This is a genomic window from Ensifer sp. 1H6 (assembly GCF_001976035.1).
Lineage (GTDB): Bacteria > Pseudomonadota > Alphaproteobacteria > Rhizobiales > Rhizobiaceae > Ensifer > Ensifer canadensis.
On sequence record NZ_MOAI01000015.1, the window covers coordinates 106,746 to 130,853 of the forward strand.

General features: G+C 63.0%; 21 protein-coding genes and 2 pseudogenes. 11 read left to right on the forward strand and 12 right to left on the reverse strand.

Going from position 1 to position 24,108, the window contains the following annotated elements:
- Positions 1-286 precede the first annotated feature (286 nt).
- The 3 genes from BKP54_RS18795 to dnaJ all read left to right on the forward strand — a co-directional run bounded on the left by BKP54_RS18795 (position 287) and on the right by dnaJ (position 6,188).
- A complete protein-coding gene (locus BKP54_RS18795) occupies positions 287-2,518 on the forward strand; it encodes a transglycosylase domain-containing protein (RefSeq protein WP_025425432.1) in 2,232 nt (743 codons plus the stop codon).
- Positions 2,519-2,779: 261 nt separating this feature from the next.
- Positions 2,780-4,702, forward strand: a complete 1,923-nt coding sequence (dnaK, locus tag BKP54_RS18800) for a molecular chaperone DnaK (RefSeq protein ID WP_025425431.1) — start codon at positions 2,780-2,782, stop codon at positions 4,700-4,702.
- A gap of 349 nt (positions 4,703-5,051) precedes the next feature.
- Positions 5,052-6,188, forward strand: a complete 1,137-nt coding sequence (gene dnaJ, locus BKP54_RS18805) for a molecular chaperone DnaJ (protein ID WP_025425430.1) — start codon at positions 5,052-5,054, stop codon at positions 6,186-6,188.
- A 125-nt stretch (positions 6,189-6,313) separates the two neighbouring features.
- Here the strand turns inward: dnaJ and BKP54_RS18810 are convergent, their stop codons facing one another.
- The 3 genes and pseudogenes from BKP54_RS18810 to BKP54_RS18820 form a co-directional block, all read right to left on the reverse strand.
- Positions 6,314-7,186 (reverse strand): DUF2182 domain-containing protein, encoded by an 873-nt coding sequence (locus tag BKP54_RS18810; protein ID WP_113568355.1) that lies wholly within the window; start codon positions 7,184-7,186, stop codon positions 6,314-6,316.
- A 5-nt stretch (positions 7,187-7,191) separates the two neighbouring features.
- The gene (locus BKP54_RS18815; RefSeq protein ID WP_025425428.1) at positions 7,192-7,827 is read right to left on the reverse strand and encodes a DUF1326 domain-containing protein; all 636 of its coding nucleotides are present in this window, start codon (positions 7,825-7,827) and stop codon (positions 7,192-7,194) included.
- Between the two features lie 192 nt (positions 7,828-8,019).
- A pseudogene (locus BKP54_RS18820) lies at positions 8,020-8,767 on the reverse strand (SDR family oxidoreductase).
- Positions 8,768-8,926: 159 nt separating this feature from the next.
- Between BKP54_RS18820 and BKP54_RS18825 the strand changes: the two are divergent.
- Positions 8,927-9,826, forward strand: coding sequence for a LysR family transcriptional regulator (locus BKP54_RS18825; protein ID WP_025425426.1), 900 nt, complete (start codon positions 8,927-8,929; stop codon positions 9,824-9,826).
- A 242-nt stretch (positions 9,827-10,068) separates the two neighbouring features.
- Here BKP54_RS18825 and BKP54_RS18830 read toward each other — a convergent pair whose 3' ends face one another.
- Both BKP54_RS18830 and BKP54_RS18835 read right to left on the reverse strand, forming a co-directional pair.
- Positions 10,069-11,073, reverse strand: a complete 1,005-nt coding sequence (locus tag BKP54_RS18830; RefSeq protein WP_025425425.1) for an inorganic phosphate transporter — start codon at positions 11,071-11,073, stop codon at positions 10,069-10,071.
- On the reverse strand, positions 11,073-11,717 hold the full coding sequence (locus BKP54_RS18835) for a DUF47 family protein (protein WP_025425424.1): 645 nt from the start codon (positions 11,715-11,717) through the stop codon (positions 11,073-11,075). The genes BKP54_RS18830 and BKP54_RS18835 overlap by 1 nt, the downstream gene beginning before the upstream one ends.
- A gap of 295 nt (positions 11,718-12,012) precedes the next feature.
- Here BKP54_RS18835 and recF point away from each other — a divergent pair, with 295 nt between their 5' ends.
- The 3 genes and pseudogenes from recF to BKP54_RS18850 all read left to right on the forward strand — a co-directional run bounded on the left by recF (position 12,013) and on the right by BKP54_RS18850 (position 14,404).
- On the forward strand, positions 12,013-13,137 hold the full coding sequence (gene recF, locus BKP54_RS18840) for a DNA replication/repair protein RecF (RefSeq protein WP_025425423.1): 1,125 nt from the start codon (positions 12,013-12,015) through the stop codon (positions 13,135-13,137).
- A 28-nt stretch (positions 13,138-13,165) separates the two neighbouring features.
- A pseudogene (locus tag BKP54_RS18845) lies at positions 13,166-13,937 on the forward strand (molybdopterin-synthase adenylyltransferase MoeB).
- Complete coding sequence (locus BKP54_RS18850; protein WP_025425421.1) at positions 13,937-14,404, forward strand: GNAT family N-acetyltransferase; 468 nt, start codon at positions 13,937-13,939, stop codon at positions 14,402-14,404. The pseudogene BKP54_RS18845 and the gene BKP54_RS18850 overlap by 1 nt, the downstream one beginning before the upstream one ends.
- A gap of 11 nt (positions 14,405-14,415) precedes the next feature.
- Here the strand turns inward: BKP54_RS18850 and BKP54_RS18855 are convergent, their stop codons facing one another.
- Positions 14,416-15,420 (reverse strand): D-glycerate dehydrogenase, encoded by a 1,005-nt coding sequence (locus BKP54_RS18855; RefSeq protein WP_025425420.1) that lies wholly within the window; start codon positions 15,418-15,420, stop codon positions 14,416-14,418.
- 189 nt (positions 15,421-15,609) lie between these two features.
- Between BKP54_RS18855 and BKP54_RS18860 the strand changes: the two genes are divergently transcribed.
- Entirely contained in the window at positions 15,610-16,149 is a 540-nt protein-coding gene (locus BKP54_RS18860) for an SH3 domain-containing protein (protein ID WP_025425419.1), read from the forward strand.
- 55 nt (positions 16,150-16,204) lie between these two features.
- Here the strand turns inward: BKP54_RS18860 and BKP54_RS18865 are convergent, their stop codons facing one another.
- Both BKP54_RS18865 and BKP54_RS18870 read right to left on the reverse strand, forming a co-directional pair.
- The gene (locus tag BKP54_RS18865) at positions 16,205-17,197 is read right to left on the reverse strand and encodes an adenosine kinase (RefSeq protein WP_025425418.1); all 993 of its coding nucleotides are present in this window, start codon (positions 17,195-17,197) and stop codon (positions 16,205-16,207) included.
- 85 nt (positions 17,198-17,282) lie between these two features.
- A complete protein-coding gene (locus BKP54_RS18870; RefSeq protein ID WP_025425417.1) occupies positions 17,283-17,711 on the reverse strand; it encodes a VOC family protein in 429 nt (142 codons plus the stop codon).
- A 71-nt stretch (positions 17,712-17,782) separates the two neighbouring features.
- On the opposite strand from BKP54_RS18870, the gene BKP54_RS18875 reads away from it, so the two are divergent.
- The gene (locus BKP54_RS18875; protein WP_025425416.1) at positions 17,783-18,376 is read left to right on the forward strand and encodes a TetR/AcrR family transcriptional regulator; all 594 of its coding nucleotides are present in this window, start codon (positions 17,783-17,785) and stop codon (positions 18,374-18,376) included.
- Between the two features lie 42 nt (positions 18,377-18,418).
- On the opposite strand, the gene nth is transcribed toward BKP54_RS18875, so the two are convergent.
- Entirely contained in the window at positions 18,419-19,192 is a 774-nt protein-coding gene (nth, locus tag BKP54_RS18880) for an endonuclease III (protein WP_025425415.1), read from the reverse strand.
- Positions 19,193-19,214: 22 nt separating this feature from the next.
- On the opposite strand from nth, the gene BKP54_RS18885 reads away from it, so the two are divergent.
- Together BKP54_RS18885 and BKP54_RS18890 are read left to right on the forward strand one after the other, a co-directional pair.
- Positions 19,215-19,712, forward strand: coding sequence for a DUF2244 domain-containing protein (locus tag BKP54_RS18885; RefSeq protein ID WP_025425414.1), 498 nt, complete (start codon positions 19,215-19,217; stop codon positions 19,710-19,712).
- Between the two features lie 75 nt (positions 19,713-19,787).
- Positions 19,788-20,660 (forward strand): bifunctional helix-turn-helix domain-containing protein/methylated-DNA--[protein]-cysteine S-methyltransferase, encoded by an 873-nt coding sequence (locus tag BKP54_RS18890; protein WP_025425413.1) that lies wholly within the window; start codon positions 19,788-19,790, stop codon positions 20,658-20,660.
- A gap of 51 nt (positions 20,661-20,711) precedes the next feature.
- On the opposite strand, the gene BKP54_RS18895 is transcribed toward BKP54_RS18890, so the two are convergent.
- The 3 genes from BKP54_RS18895 to BKP54_RS18905 are packed head-to-tail and all read right to left on the reverse strand — an operon-like array spanning position 20,712 to position 24,025.
- Positions 20,712-21,347 (reverse strand): 2,3-bisphosphoglycerate-dependent phosphoglycerate mutase, encoded by a 636-nt coding sequence (locus tag BKP54_RS18895; protein WP_025425412.1) that lies wholly within the window; start codon positions 21,345-21,347, stop codon positions 20,712-20,714.
- Positions 21,348-21,378: 31 nt separating this feature from the next.
- Positions 21,379-22,197, reverse strand: coding sequence for a 4-hydroxy-tetrahydrodipicolinate reductase (dapB, locus tag BKP54_RS18900; RefSeq protein ID WP_025425411.1), 819 nt, complete (start codon positions 22,195-22,197; stop codon positions 21,379-21,381).
- Positions 22,198-22,222: 25 nt separating this feature from the next.
- On the reverse strand, positions 22,223-24,025 hold the full coding sequence (locus tag BKP54_RS18905; RefSeq protein ID WP_057204388.1) for an ABC transporter ATP-binding protein: 1,803 nt from the start codon (positions 24,023-24,025) through the stop codon (positions 22,223-22,225).
- Between the last annotated feature and the right edge of the window lie 83 nt (positions 24,026-24,108).

The following is a 24,108-nucleotide window of genomic DNA, read 5'->3' on the forward strand; positions in this document are numbered from 1 at the left end:
TCCGCTGTTGATGATGGCGCGTGCGCGTGGCTCCGCGCGATTGATGCTGGCAGGCGTGCGCGAACGAAGCGGCAAAGCCTGGGGCTTCAAATCCGGCAAGCTGTTGAAGACCATGCATATTTTACAATTCGGTTTTTAACCCCCCCTTAAATTGCCGCATTTAAAGTTCACCGCATCGCCATGGCGGGTCGAGCGATCAATTTTTCCCCGCCTTTAGGATTGCGTTCGCTGCTGGGGCGGACGACTGGGCGCCCGCAATGCGGCATGAGGGGTAAATCCAAACGGCATGGCAGCAAGCGGCAAGTCAGGACAACGGATCGAGCCCTCGTTCGGCGGCAACGCCGAAGACGATGACGATTTTCGCATCGAGGCCAGCGATCGCGTGACCGGCGGCAGCCGCAAACCTGCGCGTGGCAAATCGGCTCCTGCGCCCAAGAAGAAGGCTCAGCGCAGCAAGCGCGGCGGAACGCGCCGCGGCTCGGGCGGAGGCGGCGGTTTCATCGGTCTCGTGCGCACGCTGTTTTACTGGTGCATTGTGCTCGGCATCTGGGGCGCGATGGGCGTCGGCGGCCTGGTGCTCTATTACGGCGCGCGCATGCCGAGTGCTGAAAGCTGGTCGATCCCCGAGCGTCCGCCCAACGTCAAGATTCTCTCCGTCAATGGCGACATCATCGCCAATCGCGGCACGACCGGCGGCGAAGCGCTGTCGCTCGAAAACATGTCACCCTATATCCCGCAGGCGGTGATCGCCATCGAAGATCGCCGGTTCTATTCGCATTTCGGCGTCGACCCTCTGGGCCTGGCGCGCGCCATGCTGACGAACGTCACCACCGGCCGAATGGTCCAGGGCGGCTCGACACTGACCCAGCAGCTTGCCAAGAACCTGTTCCTGTCGCCGGAGCGGACCCTGGAACGAAAGGTTCAGGAGGTGCTACTCGCCTTCTGGCTGGAGCAGAAATATTCCAAGGACCAGATCCTGGCGATGTACCTCAATCGGGTGTTCTACGGCTCGAACGCCTACGGCGTTGAGGCGGCGTCGAGGCGCTACTTCAACAAATCGGCGCGCGACGTGAACCTCGGCGAGGCGGCGCTGCTGGCCGGCCTGTTGAAGGCGCCTTCCCGCCTGTCGCCCGCCCGTGACCCGAAGGCCGCGGAAGAGCGCGCCCAGGTCGTGCTCGGCGCCATGCGCGAGGAAGGCTTCGTTACCGACAGCGAGATCAAGACGGCGATGTCGCAGACGCCGACCAAGGCCAAGAGCTATTGGTCGGGTGCCGAACACTATGTCGCCGACATGGTGATGGACCAGCTTCCCGGCATGATCGGCGACGTCAAGGAAGACCTGATCGTCGACACCACCATCGACCTCAATCTGGAAAAGCAGGCGGAGGAGGCGATCAGCGCCACGCTTGCGGGCGACGGCGCCAAGCTCGACGCCTCGCAGGCAGCCCTCGTTTCGATCGACGGCACCGGCGCCATCCGCGCGCTGGTCGGTGGCAAGGACTACGCCGAGAGCCAGTTCGACCGCGCCTCCAAGGCCAAGCGCCAGCCGGGCTCGGCCTTCAAGCCCTTCGTCTACGCGGCAGCGCTTGAGATCGGCCGCACGCCGATGTCGATCCGCAACGACGGCCCGGTCAGAATCGGCAACTGGACGCCCGAGAATTACGACCAGAAATACCGCGGCGAAGTTACGCTCGCCGACGCGCTCGCCAACTCGCTAAACACCATCGCCGCGCAGCTGGTGATGGAGGTCGGCCCACAGAACGTGGTGAAGGTGGCGCATCGCCTGGGGATCGATTCCGAGATGCAAGCCAACGCCTCGATCGCGCTCGGCACCTCGGAAGTGAGCCTGGTCGAACTGACCTCGGCCTATGCCCCGTTCATGAACGGTGGCTTCAAGGCGACGCCGCATGTCATTCGCCGGATTTCGAAGGCCGATGGCACGGTGCTTTACGAAAACACCTACGACAACCCGCCGCGCGTGCTCGATCCGGCCATCGTCAGCGAAATGAACCAGATGATGGTGCGGGTGCTGACCAACGGCACCGGCAAGAAGGCGCGTCTGAAGGGCTGGGAGGCGGCCGGCAAGACCGGTACCACTCAATCCTTCCGCGATGCGCTTTTTGTCGGCTACACCTCGAACCTCACCACCGGCGTCTGGTTCGGCAATGACGACGGCAAGTCGATGAAGAAGGTCACCGGCGGCGGCCTTCCGGCCAAGGCCTGGCACGACTTCATGGTGGCCGCACATGATGGCCTTTCGCCCTCGCCGCTGTTCGGCACAACCGGGGTGCAGCCGGTCTTCGATGACGGAGGTGCGCCTGCCGCGGCGGGCGACATGCTTTCCGGCGACCCGAACGCGTTTCCTGAGCCGCCTGTAGGCGTCGACGGCTCGGCCGCCGTGCAGCAGACCCGGCCTTTGCCTGAGGGCAGTGGCGGCATGGTGCCGCCGGCAGACGTCGGCGAGACCACCGGCGCCACCAAGCGCACGACGCTTTTCGATATCCTGACGGGCGGCTGAGGCGGCGCAAACGGCGCCGTCCTGGCAGTTTGCAGCCGCCCCTGCCGCGGGTCGAGCATCTATTGTAGGCCGCACGCCAATCGCAGGCTTGCTTTTGCCCCCAATCGCCCCGCAGAATGCCTTGCAGTCCGAAACGCCGGTCCTTATATACGCCGCATCGGCGCAGCCACCGCTGCGAAGAAATCCAAAGACCATCCCGTTAGGGACTGTCTCACGAATGCCTGACCGGGTTCCGACAGTCCGCTGCAAGGAGAGAACGACATGGCTAAAGTTATTGGTATTGACTTGGGAACGACCAACTCCTGCGTCGCCGTCATGGACGGAAAAGATGCGAAGGTCATCGAAAATGCCGAGGGTGCGCGCACGACCCCCTCGATGGTGGCGTTCAGCGAAGACGGCGAACGTCTCGTTGGCCAGCCGGCAAAGCGCCAGGCCGTCACCAACCCGGAAAACACGCTTTTTGCGATCAAGCGCCTGATCGGCCGGACCTTCCAGGATCCGACCACGCAAAAAGACAAGGACATGGTTCCTTACAAGATCACCAAGGCTGACAATGGCGACGCCTGGGTCGAAGCGCATGGCAAGGATTACTCGCCGTCGCAGATCTCCGCCATGATCCTTCAGAAAATGAAGGAAACCGCCGAATCCTACCTCGGTGAAAAGGTCGAAAAGGCCGTCATCACCGTTCCGGCCTACTTCAACGACGCCCAGCGCCAGGCAACCAAGGATGCCGGCAAGATCGCGGGCCTCGAAGTGCTGCGCATCATTAACGAGCCGACCGCTGCCGCGCTCGCCTATGGCCTCGACAAGAAGGACGGCAAGACGATCGCCGTCTACGACCTTGGCGGCGGCACCTTCGATATCTCGGTTCTCGAAATCGGCGATGGCGTCTTCGAAGTGAAGTCGACAAACGGCGACACCTTCCTCGGCGGCGAAGACTTCGACATGCGTCTCGTCCAGTATCTCGCCGGCGAGTTCAAGAAGGAACAGGGCATCGACCTGAAGAACGACAAGCTCGCTCTTCAGCGCCTCAAGGAAGCGGCCGAAAAGGCCAAGATCGAGCTGTCTTCGTCGCAGCAGACCGAAATCAACCTGCCGTTCATCACGGCGGATGCCTCCGGTCCGAAGCACCTGACCATGAAGCTGACCCGCGCCAAGTTCGAAGCGCTTGTCGACGACCTGATCCAGCGCACCGTTGCTCCGTGCAAGGCCGCGCTGAAGGATGCCGGCGTTTCGGCTGCCGAGATCGACGAAGTCGTTCTCGTCGGTGGCATGAGCCGCATGCCGAAGGTCCAGGAAACCGTAAAGCAGCTGTTCGGCAAGGAGCCGCACAAGGGCGTGAACCCGGATGAAGTCGTGGCCATGGGTGCTGCGATCCAGGCCGGCGTTCTGCAGGGCGACGTCAAGGACGTTCTGCTGCTCGACGTGACCCCGCTGTCGCTCGGCATCGAAACGCTCGGTGGCGTCTTCACCCGCCTGATCGAACGCAACACGACGATCCCGACCAAGAAGTCGCAGACCTTCTCGACCGCCGACGACAACCAGTCGGCCGTGACGATCCGCGTCTCCCAGGGCGAACGTGAAATGGCAGCCGACAACAAGCTGCTCGGCCAGTTCGACCTCGTCGGCATTCCGCCGGCACCGCGCGGCATGCCGCAGATCGAAGTGACCTTCGACATCGACGCCAACGGCATCGTGCAGGTATCGGCCAAGGACAAGGGTACGGGCAAGGAACACCAGATCCGCATCCAGGCATCCGGTGGCCTGTCCGACGCAGACATCGAGAAGATGGTCAAGGACGCCGAAGCCAATGCCGAAACCGACAAGAAGCGCCGCGAAGGCGTGGAAGCGAAGAACCAGGCAGAAAGCCTGATCCATTCTTCGGAAAAGTCGCTGAAGGACTACGGCGACAAGGTTTCGGAAACCGACCGCAACGCGATCTCCGACGCCATTGCCGCGCTGAAGACCGCCGTCGAGGCTTCCGAGCCGGACGCCGAAGACATCAAGGCCAAGACCAACACGCTGATGGAAGTCTCCATGAAGCTTGGTCAGGCGATCTACGAGGCCCAGCAGACGGACGCCGCCCATGCGGATGCCGCCGCTGACGCCGCGCGCGACGGCGATGTCGTCGACGCGGACTATGAAGAAGTCAACGACGAAGACGATCGCAAGCGGTCGGCCTAAGTCGCCCTCTCCTAGAGACGGAAAAGCCCGGGGCGACCCGGGCTTTTTTGTTGCCTTTTTACCCCTCAGGCGCCTGCGCCAGACAGCCTCTGAAGGACGTCGGCCCCGTGAGGCCCGCGCCGCTGAAACCGCCGCTACAGAGCATCCCTGGGGGCAGGAGTGCCACCCAAAGCGGGTCTACCGGGCGCGAGACCGGCAGAAACGTCATTTTTCCGACAAAAAACCGCATCCGCGGCCCGATGGGCTATGGTATCGCGCTTCAAGGTTTACTAAATCCTGTGGCAAGGTAACCAGGCAGCCGCCGGGCCCCCGCGCTGGCACGCCTTGTCAACAGGACAATCTTTGAAGAATGAAACGTGATCTTTACGAAACGCTTGGCGTTGCCAAGAACGCGGATGAGAAGGAGCTGAAGAGCGCCTTCCGCAAACTGGCGATGCAGTATCATCCGGACAAGAACCCCGGCGACGCCGCCTCGGAAAAGACCTTCAAGGAAATCAACCAAGCCTACGAGACGCTCAAGGACCCGCAGAAGCGCGCGGCCTATGATCGTTACGGCCACGCAGCCTTCGAGCAGGGCGGCATGGGCAACGGCTTTGGCGGTAGCGCCGGTGGCGCAGGCGGTTTCTCCGACATCTTCGAAGACATCTTCGGCGAGATGATGGGTGGCGGGCGCCAGCGGCGTTCATCGGGTGGCCGCGAGCGCGGCGCCGATCTGCGCTACAACATGGAAATCTCGCTGGAAGAGGCCTATTCCGGCAAGACCGCGCAGATCCGGGTGCCGACCTCGATCACCTGCGACGTCTGCACCGGGTCCGGTGCCAAGCCTGGCACCAGCCCGAAGACCTGCGGAACCTGTCAAGGCTCGGGCCGCGTACGCGCCGCCCAGGGATTCTTCTCGATCGAGCGCACTTGCCCGACCTGCGGCGGCCGCGGCCAGACGATCACCGATCCCTGCACCAAGTGCCACGGCCAGGGCCGCGTCACCGAGGAGCGCACGCTCTCCGTCAACATTCCGGCCGGCATCGAAGACGGCACTCGCATTCGCCTCTCCGGCGAAGGGGAAGCGGGCCTGCGCGGTGGACCAGCGGGCGATCTCTACATCTTCCTCTCGGTCAAGCCGCACGAGTTCTACCAGCGCGATGGCGCCGATCTCTATTGCAGCGTGCCGATCTCGATGACGACGGCGGCGCTTGGCGGCAAGTTCGACGTCACCACGCTCGACGGCACCAAGTCGCGCGTGACCGTGCCGGAAGGCACCCAGGCCGGCAAGCAGTTCCGCCTGAAGGGCAAGGGCATGCCGGTGCTACGTTCCAGCCAGACCGGCGATCTCTACATCCAGATGCAGATCGAGACGCCGCAGAAGCTGACCAAGCGTCAGCGCGAGCTGCTACAGGAATTCGAGCAGATCTCGTCGAAGGACAACAATCCGGAATCCGCCGGCTTCTTCGCCCGGATGAAGGATTTCTTCGACACGCTGAGCGACTGACGCTCAGCGGTTGCCCCTACTGCATGTTTCCTTAGATCCTATCCGATCTAAGGATAAAAACATGCAGCAATTCAAAGTGCTACAGCGACCTTTGCGCGTCCAATAAGACGCACGGCGCTGTAGGATCACGTCATGGCCGCAAGCTGCCACAGCCCGGCCATGACGACCGCGGCTCCCGCGACGCGGGACAGCATCCGGCCGCCGGGCACCACCTTTTCGGCGAGCACGAAAATCGCGATCACCGCGATCCACAGGACGTTCATCACGCCGCCGATGAACAGGAGCGCCATCAGCGCCCAGCAGCAGCCGACACAATAAAGGCCGTGAAGAAGACCGAGCTGGTAGGCGCCGCCGGCATCGCGGCGAAAGCCGCCATGGCTCTGGATGAACATGAGCGGCGCCTGGCACTGCCTTAGGCAGGCGTCCTTCAACGCCGTCCATTGAAACAGTCCGACCGAAATCAGGATGATGCCGCTGAGAATACGGCTGCCGCTCGCCAGCATCGGCGTCAGCAGCAGAGCAGACTCCAGCAGCCATTGCCCGAGCGTCGCCAGAGCCGCAAACAGGACCCAGGCGGTGAGATAGCCGCCGGCAAAAAAGCCGGTCGCGGCAAACGGCCTGTCGTCGAGCGCCGCCTGCCGCCCGACACGGGCAAAGAGCAGGATCATCGGCGTTGCCGAAGGCGTCATCATGCCGACCATCATCACCGCCCACATGACAAAGGCATAGGCGAAGGTCGACACACTCCAGGGACGGAAGGCGACGTCGGCCATCGACGCCATGGCACCCGGCGACATGTCCATGGCCATGCCCTCGTCTGTGCCCATCGCCATGTCGCCGCTCATGCCATCGCCAGAGGCCGGCACGTGCGCCATGGCCTCCATGCCGACTGCCAGCCAGAGAATATAGAGCCAGGTAATTCCGGTCAGCGCCAACAGCGAGACCACGACGATGAGCCGGTCGCGCCTTAAAAGCGTTTCGAGCGCAGTGTCGGCCATGGGCGTCAGTGAACCACGCCGCTTTCAGACAGATGCATGCTGGCGAAATGGGCGTGCGAATCCGGAATGGACAGCGTCAGCGGCCCCTTCGTGTCGGCCCACCCGCGTCCAACCTCGCAGACGTCGTATTCGAAGCCCTGCGGCAGGTTGATGCGTGCCTGATGCGGGTTTCCGGTCACGGGGTTCAAGATCGGCTCGCCACGCGCCACGATCCACCCGGGCACATTCAGCCGTGCTGTCCGCGCGCCGACATCGACGTCGAAGTCGATCTCGGCAAAGACCGGGTCGTGAAAGGTTTCGAAGGTGGTGGCGAACACCTGGAAGAAGGTTGCTCCCGGCTCGGTATCCTGGCCGCTCATGATGCGCAGCAGCGACTCGCGCTGGGCCGGCGTGGCACGGATGTCGACGATCGGCACGACCTCACCCCTGCCCTCATGAATTGCACCGGGCCAAGCCGCAATGATCCCGCATCTCAAGCCGTCGAGGCGCGTGTCGCCGTGATGGCCCGTCTCGATCTCAAATCCACCGACGGCGCAGCAATTGCCGTGGGTCGGCAGCGCATTGAACTGGCAGGGGCAGCCATAGGCGCAATTGCAATGAATGAATTCTCGACCCTTGATCGTCCAATTGACACTCGTCATCGTCTCCTCCCGGATCTGATCGGTGTGGGATCTGCTTCATTCCGCTCGACTGTTCGACGACTTATTAGGTTTCAAGAATATACTCTCCTCCGGGCGCCCTGCCAACGCCGCCCGCGGCGTGCCGTCGATGACGAACAGGACTTTGCCGCCACGCGCGATCGAACGCGCGCGGCGGCAACAGACAGGTGAGTATCAGAGCGTGGCCATGCCACCATCGATGATCAGTTCGGCGCCCACCGTGAAGGCGGCCTCGTCTGAGGCGAGGAAGACAATTGCCTTGGCAATCTCGCTTGCATCGCCGAAGCGGCCGAGCGGGATCTGCGCGGCGATCGATGCGACGATCTCCTTGTTTTCGGCAGGCGTGGCACCGTGTCCGTCATGCAGTGGCGTCTTGATCGGGCCGGGGCTGACCGCATTGACGCGAATGCCGCGGCCGATCAGTTCGCCCGAAAGCGTCTTGGCAAGCGACAGGAGCGCCGCCTTGCTGAGCGCGTAGACGCTGGAGGTCGATGCCGATATGGGCGTTGATCGAGGTGTTGAGCACGATCGAGGCGGGGTTGGAGAAGATCGGCAGCAGCGCCTGGATCAGGAAGAACGGGCCCTTGACGTTGATCGCGAGCGACTGGTCGAAGCTGGCTTCGTCCCATTTTTCGATCGGCTGAAGCTTGGCGATGCCGGCGTTGACGAAGAGGATGTCAAGATGGCCGAAGGCGGCCTTGACTTGCTCGGCAACCGCCGCCTGTCCGGCGGCGTTGCCGGCATCGGCCTGGATGATGACGGCGCCTTCGCCGAGTATCTTGCGTGCTTCGGCAATGTTCTTCGGATTGGTGCCGGTAACGGCGACCCGGGCACCCTCGGCGATGAACTGGCGCGCCGTTTCGAGGCCGATGCCGCTGGTGCCGCCGGTGATGAGCGCGGTCTTGTTGTGCAAACGTGGCATGATGGAATTCCTTCTTTTGGGTTGGCCTGGCTGTTGGGTTGGCTTGGGACCGGTCTTCTTTCCATCGACCGCCGTCCTTCGTTGCCAATAGATATGGCCGAAGATTGCCGTTCGGATTAGTCTGCCAATGATGGAACTCGAATTCGGAAATGCCGAACGATGCTGAAGATCGAAGGAATTGCTGCCTTTGTCGCAGTTGCGGAAGCCGGCTCGATCAGCGAGGCGGCGCGCCGGCTGCGGCTGTCGAAATCCGTGATCAGCGAACGGGTCTCGGACCTGGAACGCCACCTGAACGCAACGCTGTTGCATCGCACGACGCGCAAGCTGACTCTCACCGAAGATGGCATCGCCTTTCGCGAGCGCGCGGTGCGGATCGTCAGCGAGGTGCAGGCCGCCGCCAGCGATCTGGCGGAGCGCCGCGGGACGCTGACCGGACCATTGCGGATCGCCGCCCCGGTCAGTTTCGGGCATCTGCATCTCGGGCCTGCCCTTTACCCCTTTCTGGCGGCACATCCCGAGGTCGAATTGACGCTCGATCTCGACGATCGCCGGGTCGATGTCGCCTCGGAGGGTTATGACGCCATCGTGCGCCACGGGATCATCGCCGATTCACGGCTGGTCGTGTGGAAGCTTGCCAAAAGCAGGCGCCTGCTGGTCGCCTCGCCCGACTATCTCGATCGCAACGGCACGCCGGCCTCGCTTGCGGAACTCAACGATCACCGCGGTATCTTCTACACCAATCGCGGCGCTTCCGACTGGCGGTTCGAGGGGCCGACCGGTTCGACCGTTATCCGCGCCCGCATGGCGCTGCGCATCAACAACGGCGACATGATCCACGATGCTGCCGTCGCCGGGCTCGGCATCGCGCTGCTGCCGACATTCATCTGCGGTCCTGCGGTGCGCGACGGTCGGCTTCGCGAGATCGATGTCGGTTTTCGCCCAGAGCCGGAATTCATCTACATGGCCCATCCGGAGGGCCGACGGCCGTCGGCCAAGCTCCGGGCAATTACCGATCATCTGAAGAAGACCTTTGGCGATCCTCCGCACTGGGACCCGTGAACCGCTGCGCGGCTGTGGGCGCGACCGTTCATGCGCAACCCCCATTCGCTACATCTTGATGGGCGCCGCCCAAGTCGCGATCACGACCGGGCCGGATATCCCGGACGAGCCTTGCAACCGAAAGTCGGACGCCTGTTCCCTGAACTGGATCGTCTCATGACGCTCAGTCCCACCGCCAATGCGGAGGCTCTCTCCCCAACCGCGAGCCCCGCCCCCGGCATTGCAGCCGGAGGCGGACAGGGTCACAGGAACAGATCGACTGCGAAGTAGGTGAGCGCCGAAATCGCAGCAGCGGCCGGCATCGTCACGAACCAGGCGATGACAATGTTGCCGGCAAGGCCCCAGCGCACCGCCGAGACACGCTTGGCGGCACCCACGCCGATGATCGCGCCGGTGATCGTGTGGGTGGTCGACACCGGAATGCCGAGCCAGGTGGCGGCAAACAGCGTGATGGCGCCGCCGGTTTCCGCGCAGAAGCCCTGCATCGGATTGAGCTTGGTGATCTTCGAGCCCATGGTGTGCACGATGCGCCAACCGCCCAACAGCGTGCCGAGCGCGATCGCCGCCTGGCAGGTGATCACCACCCAGAACGGCACATAGAACTCGGAGCCGAGATAGCCCTGCGAGAACAAGAGCACGGCGATGATGCCCATGGTCTTTTGCGCATCGTTGCCGCCGTGGCCGAGCGAATAGAGCGACGCCGAGACGAACTGCATCACCCGAAAGGTACGGTCGACAGCAAAAGGCGTCCGGCGCACGAACAGCCAGGAAACGATGAGGATCAGGAGCAGCGCCAGGAAGAAGCCGATCATCGGCGACATCACGATGGCGCCGACCGTCTTCAAGAGACCGGTCCAGACGATGGCATCGCCGCCAGTGCGGGCTAGGCCGGCACCGACGAGGCCGCCGATCAGCGCATGCGACGAACTCGACGGAATGCCGAAGATCCAGGTCGCGATGTTCCAGACGATCGCCCCCATCAGGGCCGAGAAGATCACCAGCGGCGTAACGATGCCGGGATCGATGATGCCGCGTCCGAGCGTCTCGGCCACATGCAGGCCGAAAAACAGGAAGGCGATGAAATTGAAGAACGCCGCCCACATGACCGCATATTGCGGCCGGAGCACCCGGGTCGAAACGATGGTTGCGATCGAGTTGGCGGCGTCATGCAGCCCGTTGAGAAAGTCGAAGAACAGGGCGATTGCAATGAGGGCGACGAGCAACGGCAGGGCGAGCGTCGCGTCCATCAGACGTTCTCGATCACGATGCCGCTGATCTCGTTGGCGACGTCCTCGAAGCGGTCGACGACCTTCTCGAGCTCGCCGTAGATCTCGCTACCGATAATGTAGGCCATGGCATTGTTGGCACCGTAGCGGCGGAAAAGATCCTTCAGGCCCTGGTCGTGCAGCTCGTCGGACCGGCCTTCGATGCGCGTGACCTCTTCGGCGATGGCGATGAGCCGGCCGTGGTTGACGCCGATGCGATTGAGCAGCGGAATGGCCTCGGCGATCAGGTGCGCCGCCTGGACGACGATGACGCCCATTTCCTTCATGCCCGGATCGAAGGTCTTCTGCTCGTAGAGCCGGATGGTCTTGACCGTCTTGTGCATCATGTCGATGGCATCGTCCATCGACTGGATGAGATCCTTGATGTCGCCACGATCGAACGGCGTGATGAAGGAGCGACGAACGGCCAGAAGCACTTCGCGGGTGACACCGTCTGCCTCGTCTTCAAGCGCGACGATCCGGTCGCAGTGCTTTTCGAGATCGTCGCCGCCGGCGAGGAGCTTGTCGAGCGCTTCGGCGGCACCGACGACGGTACGCGAATGTTGCGCGAAGAGATCGAAAAAGCTGTCTTCGCGGGGAAGGAGTTTGCGGAACCAAGCCAGCATCACAAATATATCCGTTCGTGGATTGTCATGCGGCTGTCATATTGTACGCAAGCGATCAAGAAAAGCGCTGAACGACTGGGATTATAAGGCTTTCCCCGCCGTTATCGCGCAATTTTGCCTGGAAATGACTCAGGTCACCTTTCGTCTTGCCTTAAAGCCCGCTTTCGTCCTACTGCATAGCTCCTTAAATCGGCATCGATTTATGGAGCTATGCAGCAAGTGTTGCAGCGTCCTTTGCACGTCCTGTTCGACGCGTGGCGCTGCGACTGGCGCCGACGTCGAATCCGGACCCGAAATGCCACAAAAGGTCTTTCTCAATCGCCTGAAGCTGAGCGAGTTCCGCAATTATGCGGCGCTGTCGCTGGCGCTCGACCAGAGGCACGTCGTGCTGACCGGCGAGAACGGCGCCGGCAAGACCAATCTGATGGAAGCGGTGTCGTTTCTGTCGCCAGGCCGTGGCCTCAGGCGTGCGGCCTATGCCGATGTCGCTCGCGTCGGCGCAAGCGACGGCTTCTCGGTCTTTGCCGAAGTCGTGGGCATGGAAGGCCCGGTCGAGATCGGTACCGGCACGGCCGGCACCAGTGAGGGGCAATCACGACGCCTGCGGCTGAACGGCACGACAGCGAGTACGGTCGATGAGCTGACCGACCATCTGCGCGTGCTGTGGCTGACGCCGGCCATGGACGGGCTCTTCACCGGCCCGTCGGCCGATCGCCGCCGTTTCCTCGATCGGCTGGTGCTTTCGCTCGATCCGGAGCATGGGAAGCGCGCCAGCGAATTCGACCGTGCCATGCGTAGCCGCAATCGGCTCCTCAGCGACTTTCGTCCCGACCCGGCCTGGTTGACTGCCATCGAGCGGGAAATGGCGGGGCTCGGCGTGTCGATGGCGCTCGCACGGCAGGAGATGCTGGGTCTGCTGACGGCGCTCGTCGAGAGAAACACCGGCGACAGCGTCTTTCCATCTGCGCGCCTGGCGCTGGCGGGCTTCCTCGACGACGAGAGCCACAAGCCAGCCTTCGACCTCGAAGAACAATATCTCACCATGCTGCGCGAGGGCCGGGCGCGCGACGCGGCCGCCGGCCGGACACTGGACGGACCGCACCGCACCGACCTCCTGATTCGCCACCGCGAAAAGGACATGGAAGCCGAGCGCTGCTCGACCGGCGAGCAAAAGGCGCTGCTCGTCGGCCTGGTTCTTGCCCATGCGCGCCTCGTCGGCGACATGACCGGTCACGCTCCTATCCTGCTGCTCGACGAGATCGCCGCGCATCTCGACATGGGCCGCCGCGCCGCCCTATTCGATCTCGTCGACGGACTTGGCGGCCAGGCCTTCATGACCGGGACGGACCGTGCGATGTTCGACGCGCTCGGCGATCGCGGCCGGTTCCTGACGGTGGAGCACGGAAGCGTATCGGGATGATGGAACCGATCATGGAAAGTGTCCGCTCATGACTAGTACAAGCCTCGAATCATCGGAAATTGCCCGCTACGCGCGCCACATCATGCTGCCCGAACTCGGCGGTGGGGGGCAACAGAAACTCAAGGCGGCGCGCGTTCTCGTCATTGGCGCCGGCGCCTCGGCGCTCCTGTTCTTCAATATCTCGCCGCCGCGGCATCGGCACGCTGGGCATCGTCGACGATGACGTGGTGTCGCTGTCGAACCTGCAGCGGCAGGTGATCCACCGCACGGCCGATATTGGCCAGACAAAGGTCGAGAGCGCCTCGGCAGCGATCGGCGCGCTCAATCCGCATGTGGTGGTCGAGAGGCATCCCCTTCGTCTGGCAGCCGACAACGCCGAGGCGCTGTTGCGCCAATATGATCTGGTGATCGACGGCTCGGACAATTTCGACACGCGCTATCTCGCCGCCGATACGGCAGCAGCCGTCGGCATACCGCTCGTCACCGGTGCAGTCGGCCGCTTCGACGGTTCGCTTACAGTGCTGATGCCTTATCGCTCGGGCGCGGATGGCGAACCGAACCCGTCCTACCGCGATCTCTTTCCCGAAGCGCCGCCGCCGGGCGTCGTGCCCTCCTGTGCCGAGGCCGGCATCATCGGCGCGCTCACCGGCGTCATCGGAACATTGCAGGCTATGGAAGCCATCAAGGTGATCGCCGGGATCGGCGAGCCACTCGTCGGTCGGCTGTTGATGTATGACGCTCTCTCGGCGCAATTCAGCACCATCCGCTATCGCCGGCGCAAGGACAGGAGCGCAGACTGATGCAGATCATCAGGATCGACGCTGCCTTCGATCGCTACAAGGAATTGCTGGCCCTGATCCTTGACGCCTTTGCCTATATGGACGGGCGGATTGATCCGCCATCCTCGGCCCATGCGCTAACGATTGAGGGGCTGAGCGAGAAGGCTTCGGCAGAAATTGGCTTCGTCGCCGTCGACGGCTCAGTGCTTGCCGGCTGCATCTTCTGCAAGCCGGAGACCGACTGCCTCTATATCGGCAAGCTTGCGGTTTCCGCGACCTGCCGGGGAAAAGGCGTCGGCCGACTGTTGCTTGCAAGCGCCGAAGCAGCGGCACGCGACCGCCACTTGGCCGCTCTGAGGCTGCTGACACGGATCGAACTCACCGAAAACCACAGGACGTTTTCGGCCTGGGGCTTCGTCGAAACCGACAGAACCGCTCACCCGGGCTTTACCCGGCCTACCTCGATCGAGATGCGCAAGACGCTTTGATCAGTCGCGAATCAATCGCGACCCGGCAGCACCCGATCCGGCGGCCGGTGACCGTCGAAGAAGGTGCGGATATTGATCACCACCTTGTCGCCCATGTCGATGCGACCCTCGAGCGTCGCCGAACTCATATGCGGCAACAGCACGACCTTGCCCTCGCCGGCGAGCTTGATGAGCTTGGGGTTGACCACGGGTTCATTCTCGAAAACGTCGAGCCCCGCACCGGCGATCTTGCCTTCGCGCAGGCACTTGATCAGCGCCGTCTCGTCGATGATGCCGCCGCGGGCGGTGTTGACGATATAGCTTTCCGGGCGCATCAGCGCGAGCCGACGGGCCGAAAGCAGGTGATAGGTCGCCGGCGTCGAGGGGCAATTGACCGAGACGATATCGACGCGGGCAAGCATCTGGTCGAGGCTGTCCCAATAGGTCGCCTCCAGCATCTCCTCGGTCTCGGCCTTGACCCTGTGACGGTTGTGATAGTGGATCGACAGGCCAAAGGCCTTGGCACGGCGCGCGACCGCGGTGCCGATGCGGCCCATGCCGACGATGCCGATGCGCTTGCCGGCAATGCGCCGGCCGAGCATCCAGGTCGGAGACCAGCCGGCCCATTCGCCCTTGCGATCGGTCAGGATCTGCGCACCCTCGGCGAGCCGGCGCGGCACGGCGAGAATGAGCGCCATCGCCATGTCGGCGGTGTCCTCGGTCAAAACGTTCGGGGTGTTGGTGACGGTAATGCCCTTGCGTGCGGCCGCGTCGACATCGATGTTGTCGACGCCGTTGGAGAAACTGGCGATCAGTTTCAGTTGCGGGCCGGCCTGCTCGATCAACGCCGCATCGATGCGGTCGGTCACCGTCGGCACGAGCACGTCGGCGCGCTTCACCGCCGCCACAAGCTCTGGTTGGCTGCGCGGCGTATCATCGATGTTCAGTTCGGCGTCGAAGAGCTCACGCATTCTGGTTTCGACGATGTCCGGCAGTTTCCGGGTGATGTAGACCTTGGGCTTCTTCTTGCTTGTCATTGCTGCGATGGGCCTTGTTGACGGGTCCTTAACCAAGTTGGGCGATACTTTCTCCCTGTAGCCGCAATTTCTACCAGACCCGGTCGGGAAGACAAACAAAACTCGCTGCGTCGTCCCCGCGATTTACGCCCCGGCCAAGAGCCCTGGGTGAACTGCGCCTGCAAGTTGCCACGGAAAATGAGCTTCGTCATGCGTCACGTCATTTCCAAACTCTCGTTAGCGTTGATCGCCGCCTGCATCGGCGCGGTCATCACGACGTCGGGTGCCCATGCCCAGGCCGCAAAGGGGGCCAGCGGATTGCCGCTGCCGCGTTTCGTCAGCCTGAAGGCCAAGAGCGTCAACCTGCGCATCGGCCCGAGCGTCGACTACGCGGTGGCGTTCCGCTACCTCAGGCCCGGCGTACCGGTGGAAATCATCCAGGAATACGATAACTGGCGCCGTATCCGCGACGCCGACGGCACGGAAGGCTGGGTGAACCAGGCCCTTCTGTCGGGCGACCGCACGGCCGTCACCGCGCCATGGATGCGCGGCAAGGGCGAAGGCGTCTTCGTCAACCTGCGCCGCGAGCCGCAGAGCACGGCAGGGATCGTTGCGCGCATGGAGCCCGGCGTGGTCATCCGTGTGGGTGAATGCAATGGCGACTGGTGCCACATCGAAACCCAGGGCGTCGAAGGCTGGATCGTCCAGAGCGAGATCTGGGGCGCCTATCCGGGCGAAGCCTTCAAATAAAGGCTACGCCCGCTCTGACATAGGTCATATTTGGTGCGCGGCGCTGCAGCTCGCCTCAGGCGAGCTCGGCCTGCTTGGCGGCAGCGGCAAGCGATACCATCGGCCTCGGGCCGATCTGGCCGATGACGATACCGGCTGCGAGATTGCCGAGCTTGCTGCAATCCTCGAGCGACCGACCGGTCGTATATCCGTGGAGAAAGCCCGCAGCATAGAGATCACCGGCGCCTGTCGTATCGACCACCTGCGCGAGCGGCGTCGCGCCGACGCGGACACGTTCGGTGCCGCGCACGACGACGGAGCCTTCTTCACTCAGCGTGACGGCCGCAAGCTTGCAGTCCTTCGAGAGCTTTTCCAGCGCCAGATCGAAGTCCTCGGTCTCGTAGAGTGCGAGCGCTTCCTGTTTGTTGGCAAAGACGATGTCGACGGTGCCGGAGCGCATCAGCTCCAGAAACTCGTCGCGATAGCGGTGGACGCAGAAACTGTCCGACAGGGTCATTGCGGTTTCGCGGCCGTTTTCATGGGCGATCTTGGCGGCCTCGCGGATTGCATCCTTGGCACGCGGCGGATCCCACAGGTAGCCCTCGAAATAGGTGACCTTGGCCTCAGCGACGACATCGGCCTCCACGTCCTCCGGACCGAGCTCGACGCAGGCGCCGAGATAGGTGTTCATCGAGCGCTCGCCGTCCTCGGTCACGAAGATCATCGAGCGGGCGGTCGGCGGCACCGTTTCGAGCGGCTTGGTCTGGAAATAGACGCCCTGGGCGCGAATGTCGTGCGCAAAGATCTCGCCAAGCTGGTCGTTGGTCGTCTTGCCAAAATAGGCGGCACGTCCGCCAAGGCTGGCAACGCCGGCCGCCGTGTTGCCGGCGCTGCCGCCGGAAGCTTCGACGGCGGGGCCCATGCGCGAGTACAACAGCTCCGCGCGGTCGGCATCGATGAGGTTCATTGCGCCCTTGATGATGCCGTTTTCACTCAGAAAGCCGTCATCGCAGCGCGCAATGATATCCACGATCGCATTGCCGATCGTCAGCACGTCGTATTTTGTCATGAACTCCGTCCAGTTTCCCTAATGGCCGGTGTTCGTTAATAGCGGTTTTCCAGCCATTTGGAAGACAAAACACGCGTGGCTGCGATCATTCCGCTGGTAATGCGCTTGCCTCATAGGCGGCGGCGAACTCGGCGCTCGGCGGGATCGGCTTGATGACGTCGATCAGAACGCCATTGGGATCGGCGGTGATGAAGTGGCGCTGGCCGAAATCTTCGTCGCAGATCGCCTTCAGGATCGGCAGACCTGCTGCCTGGCAATCGGCATAGACTGCGTCGGGATCCTCGACTTCGAAGTTGAGGAGCAGGCCACTGACCGGCGCGCGGGCACGCTCCGGGATGGTTTCATGGCGATAGTCGAGGACGGCGAGCGTCACCGTCTCGGATTCCGTCGACTGCAGATGCATGTACCAATCGCTGGTGAACAGCGCCTGGAAGCGAAAGTTGTCGATGTAGAATGCCGCGGTTGCTGCAACGTCTGATGTCATGATCACAGGATAGTAGCTCGTCGATTTCATGGGGCTTTCCCTCGCGCTCGCATCATCATACAGTCTGCATGTATTTTTGAATTAACATACAGGCTGAATGTATGCAAATAAAATCCTCGCGCCGCTCCAATCGCGAGCGCTCCGACACGACGCGCGCCGCGATCCTCGATGCTGCCCACGGTCTCTTCGTCGCGAGGGGATATGCAGAAACGTCGACGCCGGACATCGTGGCTGCCGCCGGCATGACGCGCGGTGCGCTCTACCACCACTTCGAAGACAAGAGGGCACTGTTTCGCGCCGTCGCCGAGCGGGAATCCAGTGCCGTGGCGGCGAGGATCGAGGAAGCGACATTCGACCGCCTGACGCCGCGCGAGGCGCTGATAACAGGCGCGCGCGCCTTCTTCGACGCCATGGCGGAGCCGGGCAGAATCCGCATTCTACTGCTCGACGGCCCGGCCGTGCTCGGCACACGGGAAATGGCGACGATCGACGCGGCCAACGCCCAGAGAACGCTGGAAGAGGGCCTGGCGGAGGCGATGGCGCCGCAGGTCCACGATCAGGCCGCCTTGACGGCAATGGCGACGCTGCTGTCAGCCGCCTTCGACCGCGCCGTGCTGGAGATTGCCGAAGGCGCGCCGACAGAGGTCTACGTCGACGCCATCGGCCATCTGATCGACCGACTGATCTCCGCATGAGTCAGTCTCGGGCCGACAGCGCAGACAGATATAAGACGCGCGTCAGCCGGCGACCGGAAGAACTTGTTGCGGCAACTCGACCAGCGGCGCCGGGATATCGCAGGTCTTTTCCGGTGCCTTGCAGATATCGGCAATGACGCAGCGCTCGCATTCCGGCTTGCGCGCCTTGCAGCAATAGCGGCCATGCAGGATCAGCCAGTGATGCGCATGGTAGAGATATTCGTTGGGAATGATGCGCGAGAGCTTCGCCTCGACCTCATCAGGGGTCTTGCCCGGTGCCAGACAGAGGCGGTTGGCGATGCGAAGGATATGGGTGTCGACGGCGATCGTCGCTTGGCCGAAGGCCATCGACAGCACGACGTTGGCGGTCTTTCGCCCGACGCCCGGCAGCGTTACCAGCTCCTCCCGCGTGCGCGGGACTTCGCCGCCGAAATCGGTGATCAGCTTTTCGCTGAGCGCGATGACGTTCCTGGCCTTATTGCGGAAAAGGCCGATGGTCTTGATGTAGTCGCGGACCTTCTCCTCGCCGAGGGCCAGCATTTTTTTCGGCGTGTCGGCAACGGCGAAAAGTGCCCGGGTTGCCCGGTTGACGCCGGCATCAGTCGCCTGCGCCGACAGGGCGACGGCAACCACCAGGGTAAAGGGATTGACGTGCTCCAGTTCCCCCTTCGGCTCCGGCCGCTGGATCGAGAAGCGTCGGAAGATCTCGGAGATTTCCTCGCGACTGTAGACGCCTGAGGTACGCGGGGCGCGGCGGCCCGTCGCTGGCTTCGTTTTCGCGGGCTCGCCCGGCAATTTCGGCTTCACGTTTTTCATGATGCATCTATAGTCAATGGTCATGACTGATGGCAACGATCAGACGCTTGACGGCGAAGAGCCGGTGTTCAGCGCCGAACTGACCCCCTATCGCTCCCTGGGCTTTAAGGGGTTCAAGGTGTTTTTCCTGATCGCCGGGCTGCTCAGCCTGGTACATGCGGTCGTGTTCATGGTGATCGGCGCCTGGCCGATCGTGTTCTTCTTCGGGCTGGATTTCGCGCTGCTGTTCGGTGCTTTCTGGCTGAACTACCGCTCGGCGCGTAGCCGTGAAGAAGTCAGCGTCTCGCGAACCGACGTGTCGGTGCGCAAGTTCACGCCGTCGGGCCGGATGATCGAACACCGCTTCAATCCGTTCTGGGCGCGCTTCAACATCGCACGGCATCAGGAGATCGGCATCGTCTCGATGAGCATCAGCGGCGGCGGCCACAGGACCGATGTCGGTTCCTTCCTCAACCGCGACGACCGCGAAACCTTCGCCACGGCGTTTTCCGGGGCGCTTGCCACCGTGCGCCGCCGCTGACGCTAGGGCCAATCAAGTTTCGGGTGGCAACGACGCTGGCGGCATGGTTACCTGTGTCACGACAGGAGATGACCGATGAACATTGCGACAACCCTCCCCACCGACATCACGCCTGATGGCACCGATTACGACACGGTGAGAAATGTGATCGAGATGCTCACCGAAGAGTATCGCGAGCAGCCTTCGCTTGAAGCGATCGCGAAGCGTCTGAAGCAGTCGCCGACGCAACTGCAGAAGGTCTTTACCCGCTGGGCCGGGCTGTCGCCGAAGGCGTTCCTGCAGGCGGTCACGCTCGACCATGCCAAGCGCTTGCTGCGCCAGGAAGACATGCCACTCTTGGAGACCAGCATCGAGATCGGGCTTTCCGGCCCGAGCCGGCTGCACGACCTCTTCGTCACCCATGAGGCGATGTCGCCGGGCGAATGGAAGGCGCGCGGCGCGGGCCTCACCATCCGCTACGGCTACCACCCCTCCCCCTTCGGCACGGCGCTGGTGATGATCACCGATCGAGGTCTTGCCGGCCTTGCCTTCGCCGATGGCGGCGGCGAGCACGAGAGTTTCGAGGATATGGCGCATCGCTGGCCGAACGCCACCTATGTCGAGGACAGCGCGGCCACGGCGCGTTATGCGGCGCGCATTTTCGATCCTGAACGCTGGTGCGCCGGAGAGCCCTTGCGCATCTTCCTGATCGGCTCCGATTTTCAGATCCGGGTCTGGCAGGCGCTCTTGAAGATCCCGCTCGGCCGCGCCACGACCTATTCGACCATCGCCGGCGAGATCGGCCAGCCGACCGCCTCACGCGCCGTCGGGGCAGCCGTCGGCCGTAACCCGATCTCGTTCGTCGTTCCCTGTCACCGGGCGCTCGGCAAGAGCGGCGATCTCACGGGCTATCACTGGGGGCTGACGCGCAAGCGCGCAATCCTCGGATGGGAAGCCGGCAAGGCCTGAGAACGAAAAAAGGGGCGACCGGCGCCCCTTTTGTTTGCTCTGCAGTTTGCCTTAATGGGCAGCCGACATATCGCCGAGCACTTCCTTGGAAGCGACCGTCGAATTGGCGTTGAGCTTGTAGACCATCGGCACACCGGTCGCGAGATTGAGCTTCAGGATCTCTTCCTTCGTCAACCGGTCGAGAACCATGACGAGCGAGCGCAGCGAGTTGCCATGCGCGGCAACGAGAACCTTCTCGCCGGCCAGCACGCGCGGCAGGATATCCGTCAGGTAGTAGGGCCATACGCGGGCGCCGGTGTCGCGCAGGCTTTCGCCGCCCGGCGGCGAAATGTCGTAGGAACGGCGCCAGATATGCACCTGCTCTTCGCCCCACTTCTCGCGGGCATCATCCTTGTTGAGGCCGGAGAGGTCACCATAGTCGCGCTCATTCAGCGCCTGATCGCGGATGGTTTCGAGTGACGGCTGGCCGACGGCGTCGAGCACGAACTGGCAGGTGCGCTGGGCGCGGATCAGCGACGAGGTGAAGGCGATGTCGAACTTGATGCCGTAGTCGGCGAGCGCCTTGCCGCCAGCCTTGGCTTCTTCGACGCCAAGCTCGGTCAGGTCAGGATCGCGCCAGCCGGTGAACAGGTTCTTCAGGTTCCAGTCGCTCTGGCCATGCCGGACAAGGACGAGGGTGCCGCTCATATGATTTCCCCTTGAGACGATAGAGATGGTGTCAGTTGAGCCCGAGAACATCGAGCATGGAGTAGAAGCCGGGTTTCTGGTCGCGTGCCCAGAGTGCTGCGGTAATGGCGCCCCGCGCGAAGATGGAACGGTCGGTGGCGCTGTGGGACAGCGTCACCTGTTCGCCTTCTCCGGCGAGAATGACCGAGTGTTCGCCGATCACCGAGCCGCCGCGCAGCGTCGCAAAACCGATCGTGCCTTGCGGGCGGGCGCCGGTGTGGCCGTCACGGACGCGCACGGAATTTTCAGACAGCGCAATGCTGCGCCCCCTCGCCGCCGCTTCGCCAAGGAGCAGTGCCGTGCCGGAGGGGGCATCCACCTTGTGCTTATGGTGCATTTCGAGGATTTCGATGTCCCAGGCAGCAGGCCCGAGAGCACGCGCCGCCTTCTCCGTCAGCACGCCGAGAAGATTGACGCCGAGACTCATATTGCCCGACTTGACGATGCGGGCATGACGCGCGGCAGCGCGGATCTTCGCGTCGTCATCCGCCCCGCAGCCGGTGGTGCCGATCACATGCACGATGCGTGCCTGTGCGGCGAGGCCGGCAAATTCGACGGTGCCGGCCGGCGACGTGAAATCGAGCACGCCTTCGGCTTCGACAAAAGCTTCGAGCGGCTTGTCGGTGATCGCGATGCCGATCGGTCCGAGCCCGGCGAGTTCGCCCGCGTCACGGCCGACGAAGGGTGAGCCTGGACGTTCGACGGCCGCATGCAGGCGGACGCCGTCCATGCCGTGAACCATACGGATCAGCGTCTGGCCCATGCGACCGGCCGCGCCGACGACCACAAGCTTCATGTCCGTCGTGCTCATCGGCGATATTCCTTCCAGCTCATGTTTAGATTTCGGCGTCGGCCGACGCCTCTGGGGCCTTGCCCTGGAGATTGTGCAGGCGAGCGTAGAGACCGTCCTGGCGGCGCGCAAGATCCTCGTGCGTGCCTTCCTCGACGACGAGACCGTCCTTCATGACGATGATCTTGTCGGCATTGACGACCGTGGACAGACGGTGGGCGATGACGATGACCGTGCGTCCGTGCATCGCCTCGTCGAGCGCCTTCTGCACCGCGGCCTCCGACTCGGTGTCGAGCGCCGAGGTTGCCTCGTCGAGCAGCAGGATCGGTGCATTGCGCACCAACGCGCGGGCGATCGACAGACGCTGCCTCTGGCCACCGGACATCGTGACCCCGTTTTCGCCAACCGGGGTGTCGTAACCCTGCGGCTGGGTGAGGATGAAGTCATGCGCATAGGCCAGACGCGCGGCTTCCTCGATTTCCGCATCGGTCGCGTCCGGGCGGCCATAGCGGATGTTGTCGCGGATAGAGCCTTCGAAAAGATAGGGCTGCTGCGAGACATAGGCGATGCCATTGCGCAGCGACTGCTTGGTGACGTCGGCGATGTCCTGCCCGTCGATCAGAATCTGGCCGGAGGCCGGATCGTAGAACCGCGGAACAAGGCTGATGACCGTCGACTTTCCGGCCCCGGACGGGCCGACAAGCGCAGTGGTCTTGCCGCCTTCGGCGACAAAGCTGACGCCCTTCAGAATCTCGTCGCCATTGGCGTAGCGGAAGCGCACATCGCGCAGCTCGACGTTTGCACCGTGGAACTCGAGCTGCTTTGCATCCGGCTTGTCACGCTGATGCGGCACCGTGTCGAGGATTTCGTAGACCATGCGGGCGTTGACCGCGGCACGTTCCAGCGAAACCTGCAGGCGCGCCAGGCGTCGGGCCGGGTCATAGGCCATCAACAGAGCGACGACGAAGGCGAAGAAGGCTCCCGGCGGTACGCCGGCATAAATCGCGCGGAACGCGGAATAGGCAAGCACGCAGGAAATCGCGAGACCCGCAAAGGTTTCGGTCATCGGCGCGGTGCGTTCGCTCAAGCGCGCAATCCGGTTGGCCCGGTTTTCGGCCCGCTCGATGATCGCTTCGACCTTGCCGCGCAGTTCGCGCTCCATCGTGAATGCCTTGACGATGGAAATGCCCTGGATCGTCTCCTGCATGGCACCGAGGACACGGCTGTTGACCTCGATGGATTCACGCGTCGCCGAGCGCAACCGCCTGGAAACGTAGCGCAGGCCCAGCAGCAACGGCGGCGCTGCCACGAAGACGATGATCGACAGCAGCCAATCCTTGGCGAACATCACGCCGACGAGCCCGATCAGGGTCAGGAGATCACGGGCGATCGAAGTGACGGTCAGATTGAGCACGTCCCGAATGCCGCTGACATTCTGGCTGATCTGGGCAGCGAGCTGCGCCGAGCGTGTCTCGTTGAAGTAACCGACGCTCAGTGCCATCAGATGCGCATAGAGCCGGCGCTGGTAGCGCGCGACGATATTGTTGCCGATCTTCGACAAGGCGACCGCCTGGCCGTAGGTGGCAAAGCCGCGCAACACGAACGCGCCAAAGATCGAACCGCACACCAGCAGCACGATACCCGCATTTCTGTTGGCAAAAGCCTCGTTGATCACGGTCTCCATGATCGAGGCGGTAAAGCCGGTCGTCACGGCGACGACAGCCAGGCACGCAATGGCAAAGACGTAGCCGCGGATATGATCGCGACCGTTTTCTGCGATGACCCGCTTCAAGATTCCGCTGATCGTGTCAGAATCGACAGCGTGCTGTTTTCTATCTCTGGCGCTCAAAAAGCCTGTCTTCCCTGAGCCTGCGCGGTAAGTCGGACGCCGACACTACCTTTCTCGGGCTCTATAGTGCTTTGATGTCGCTT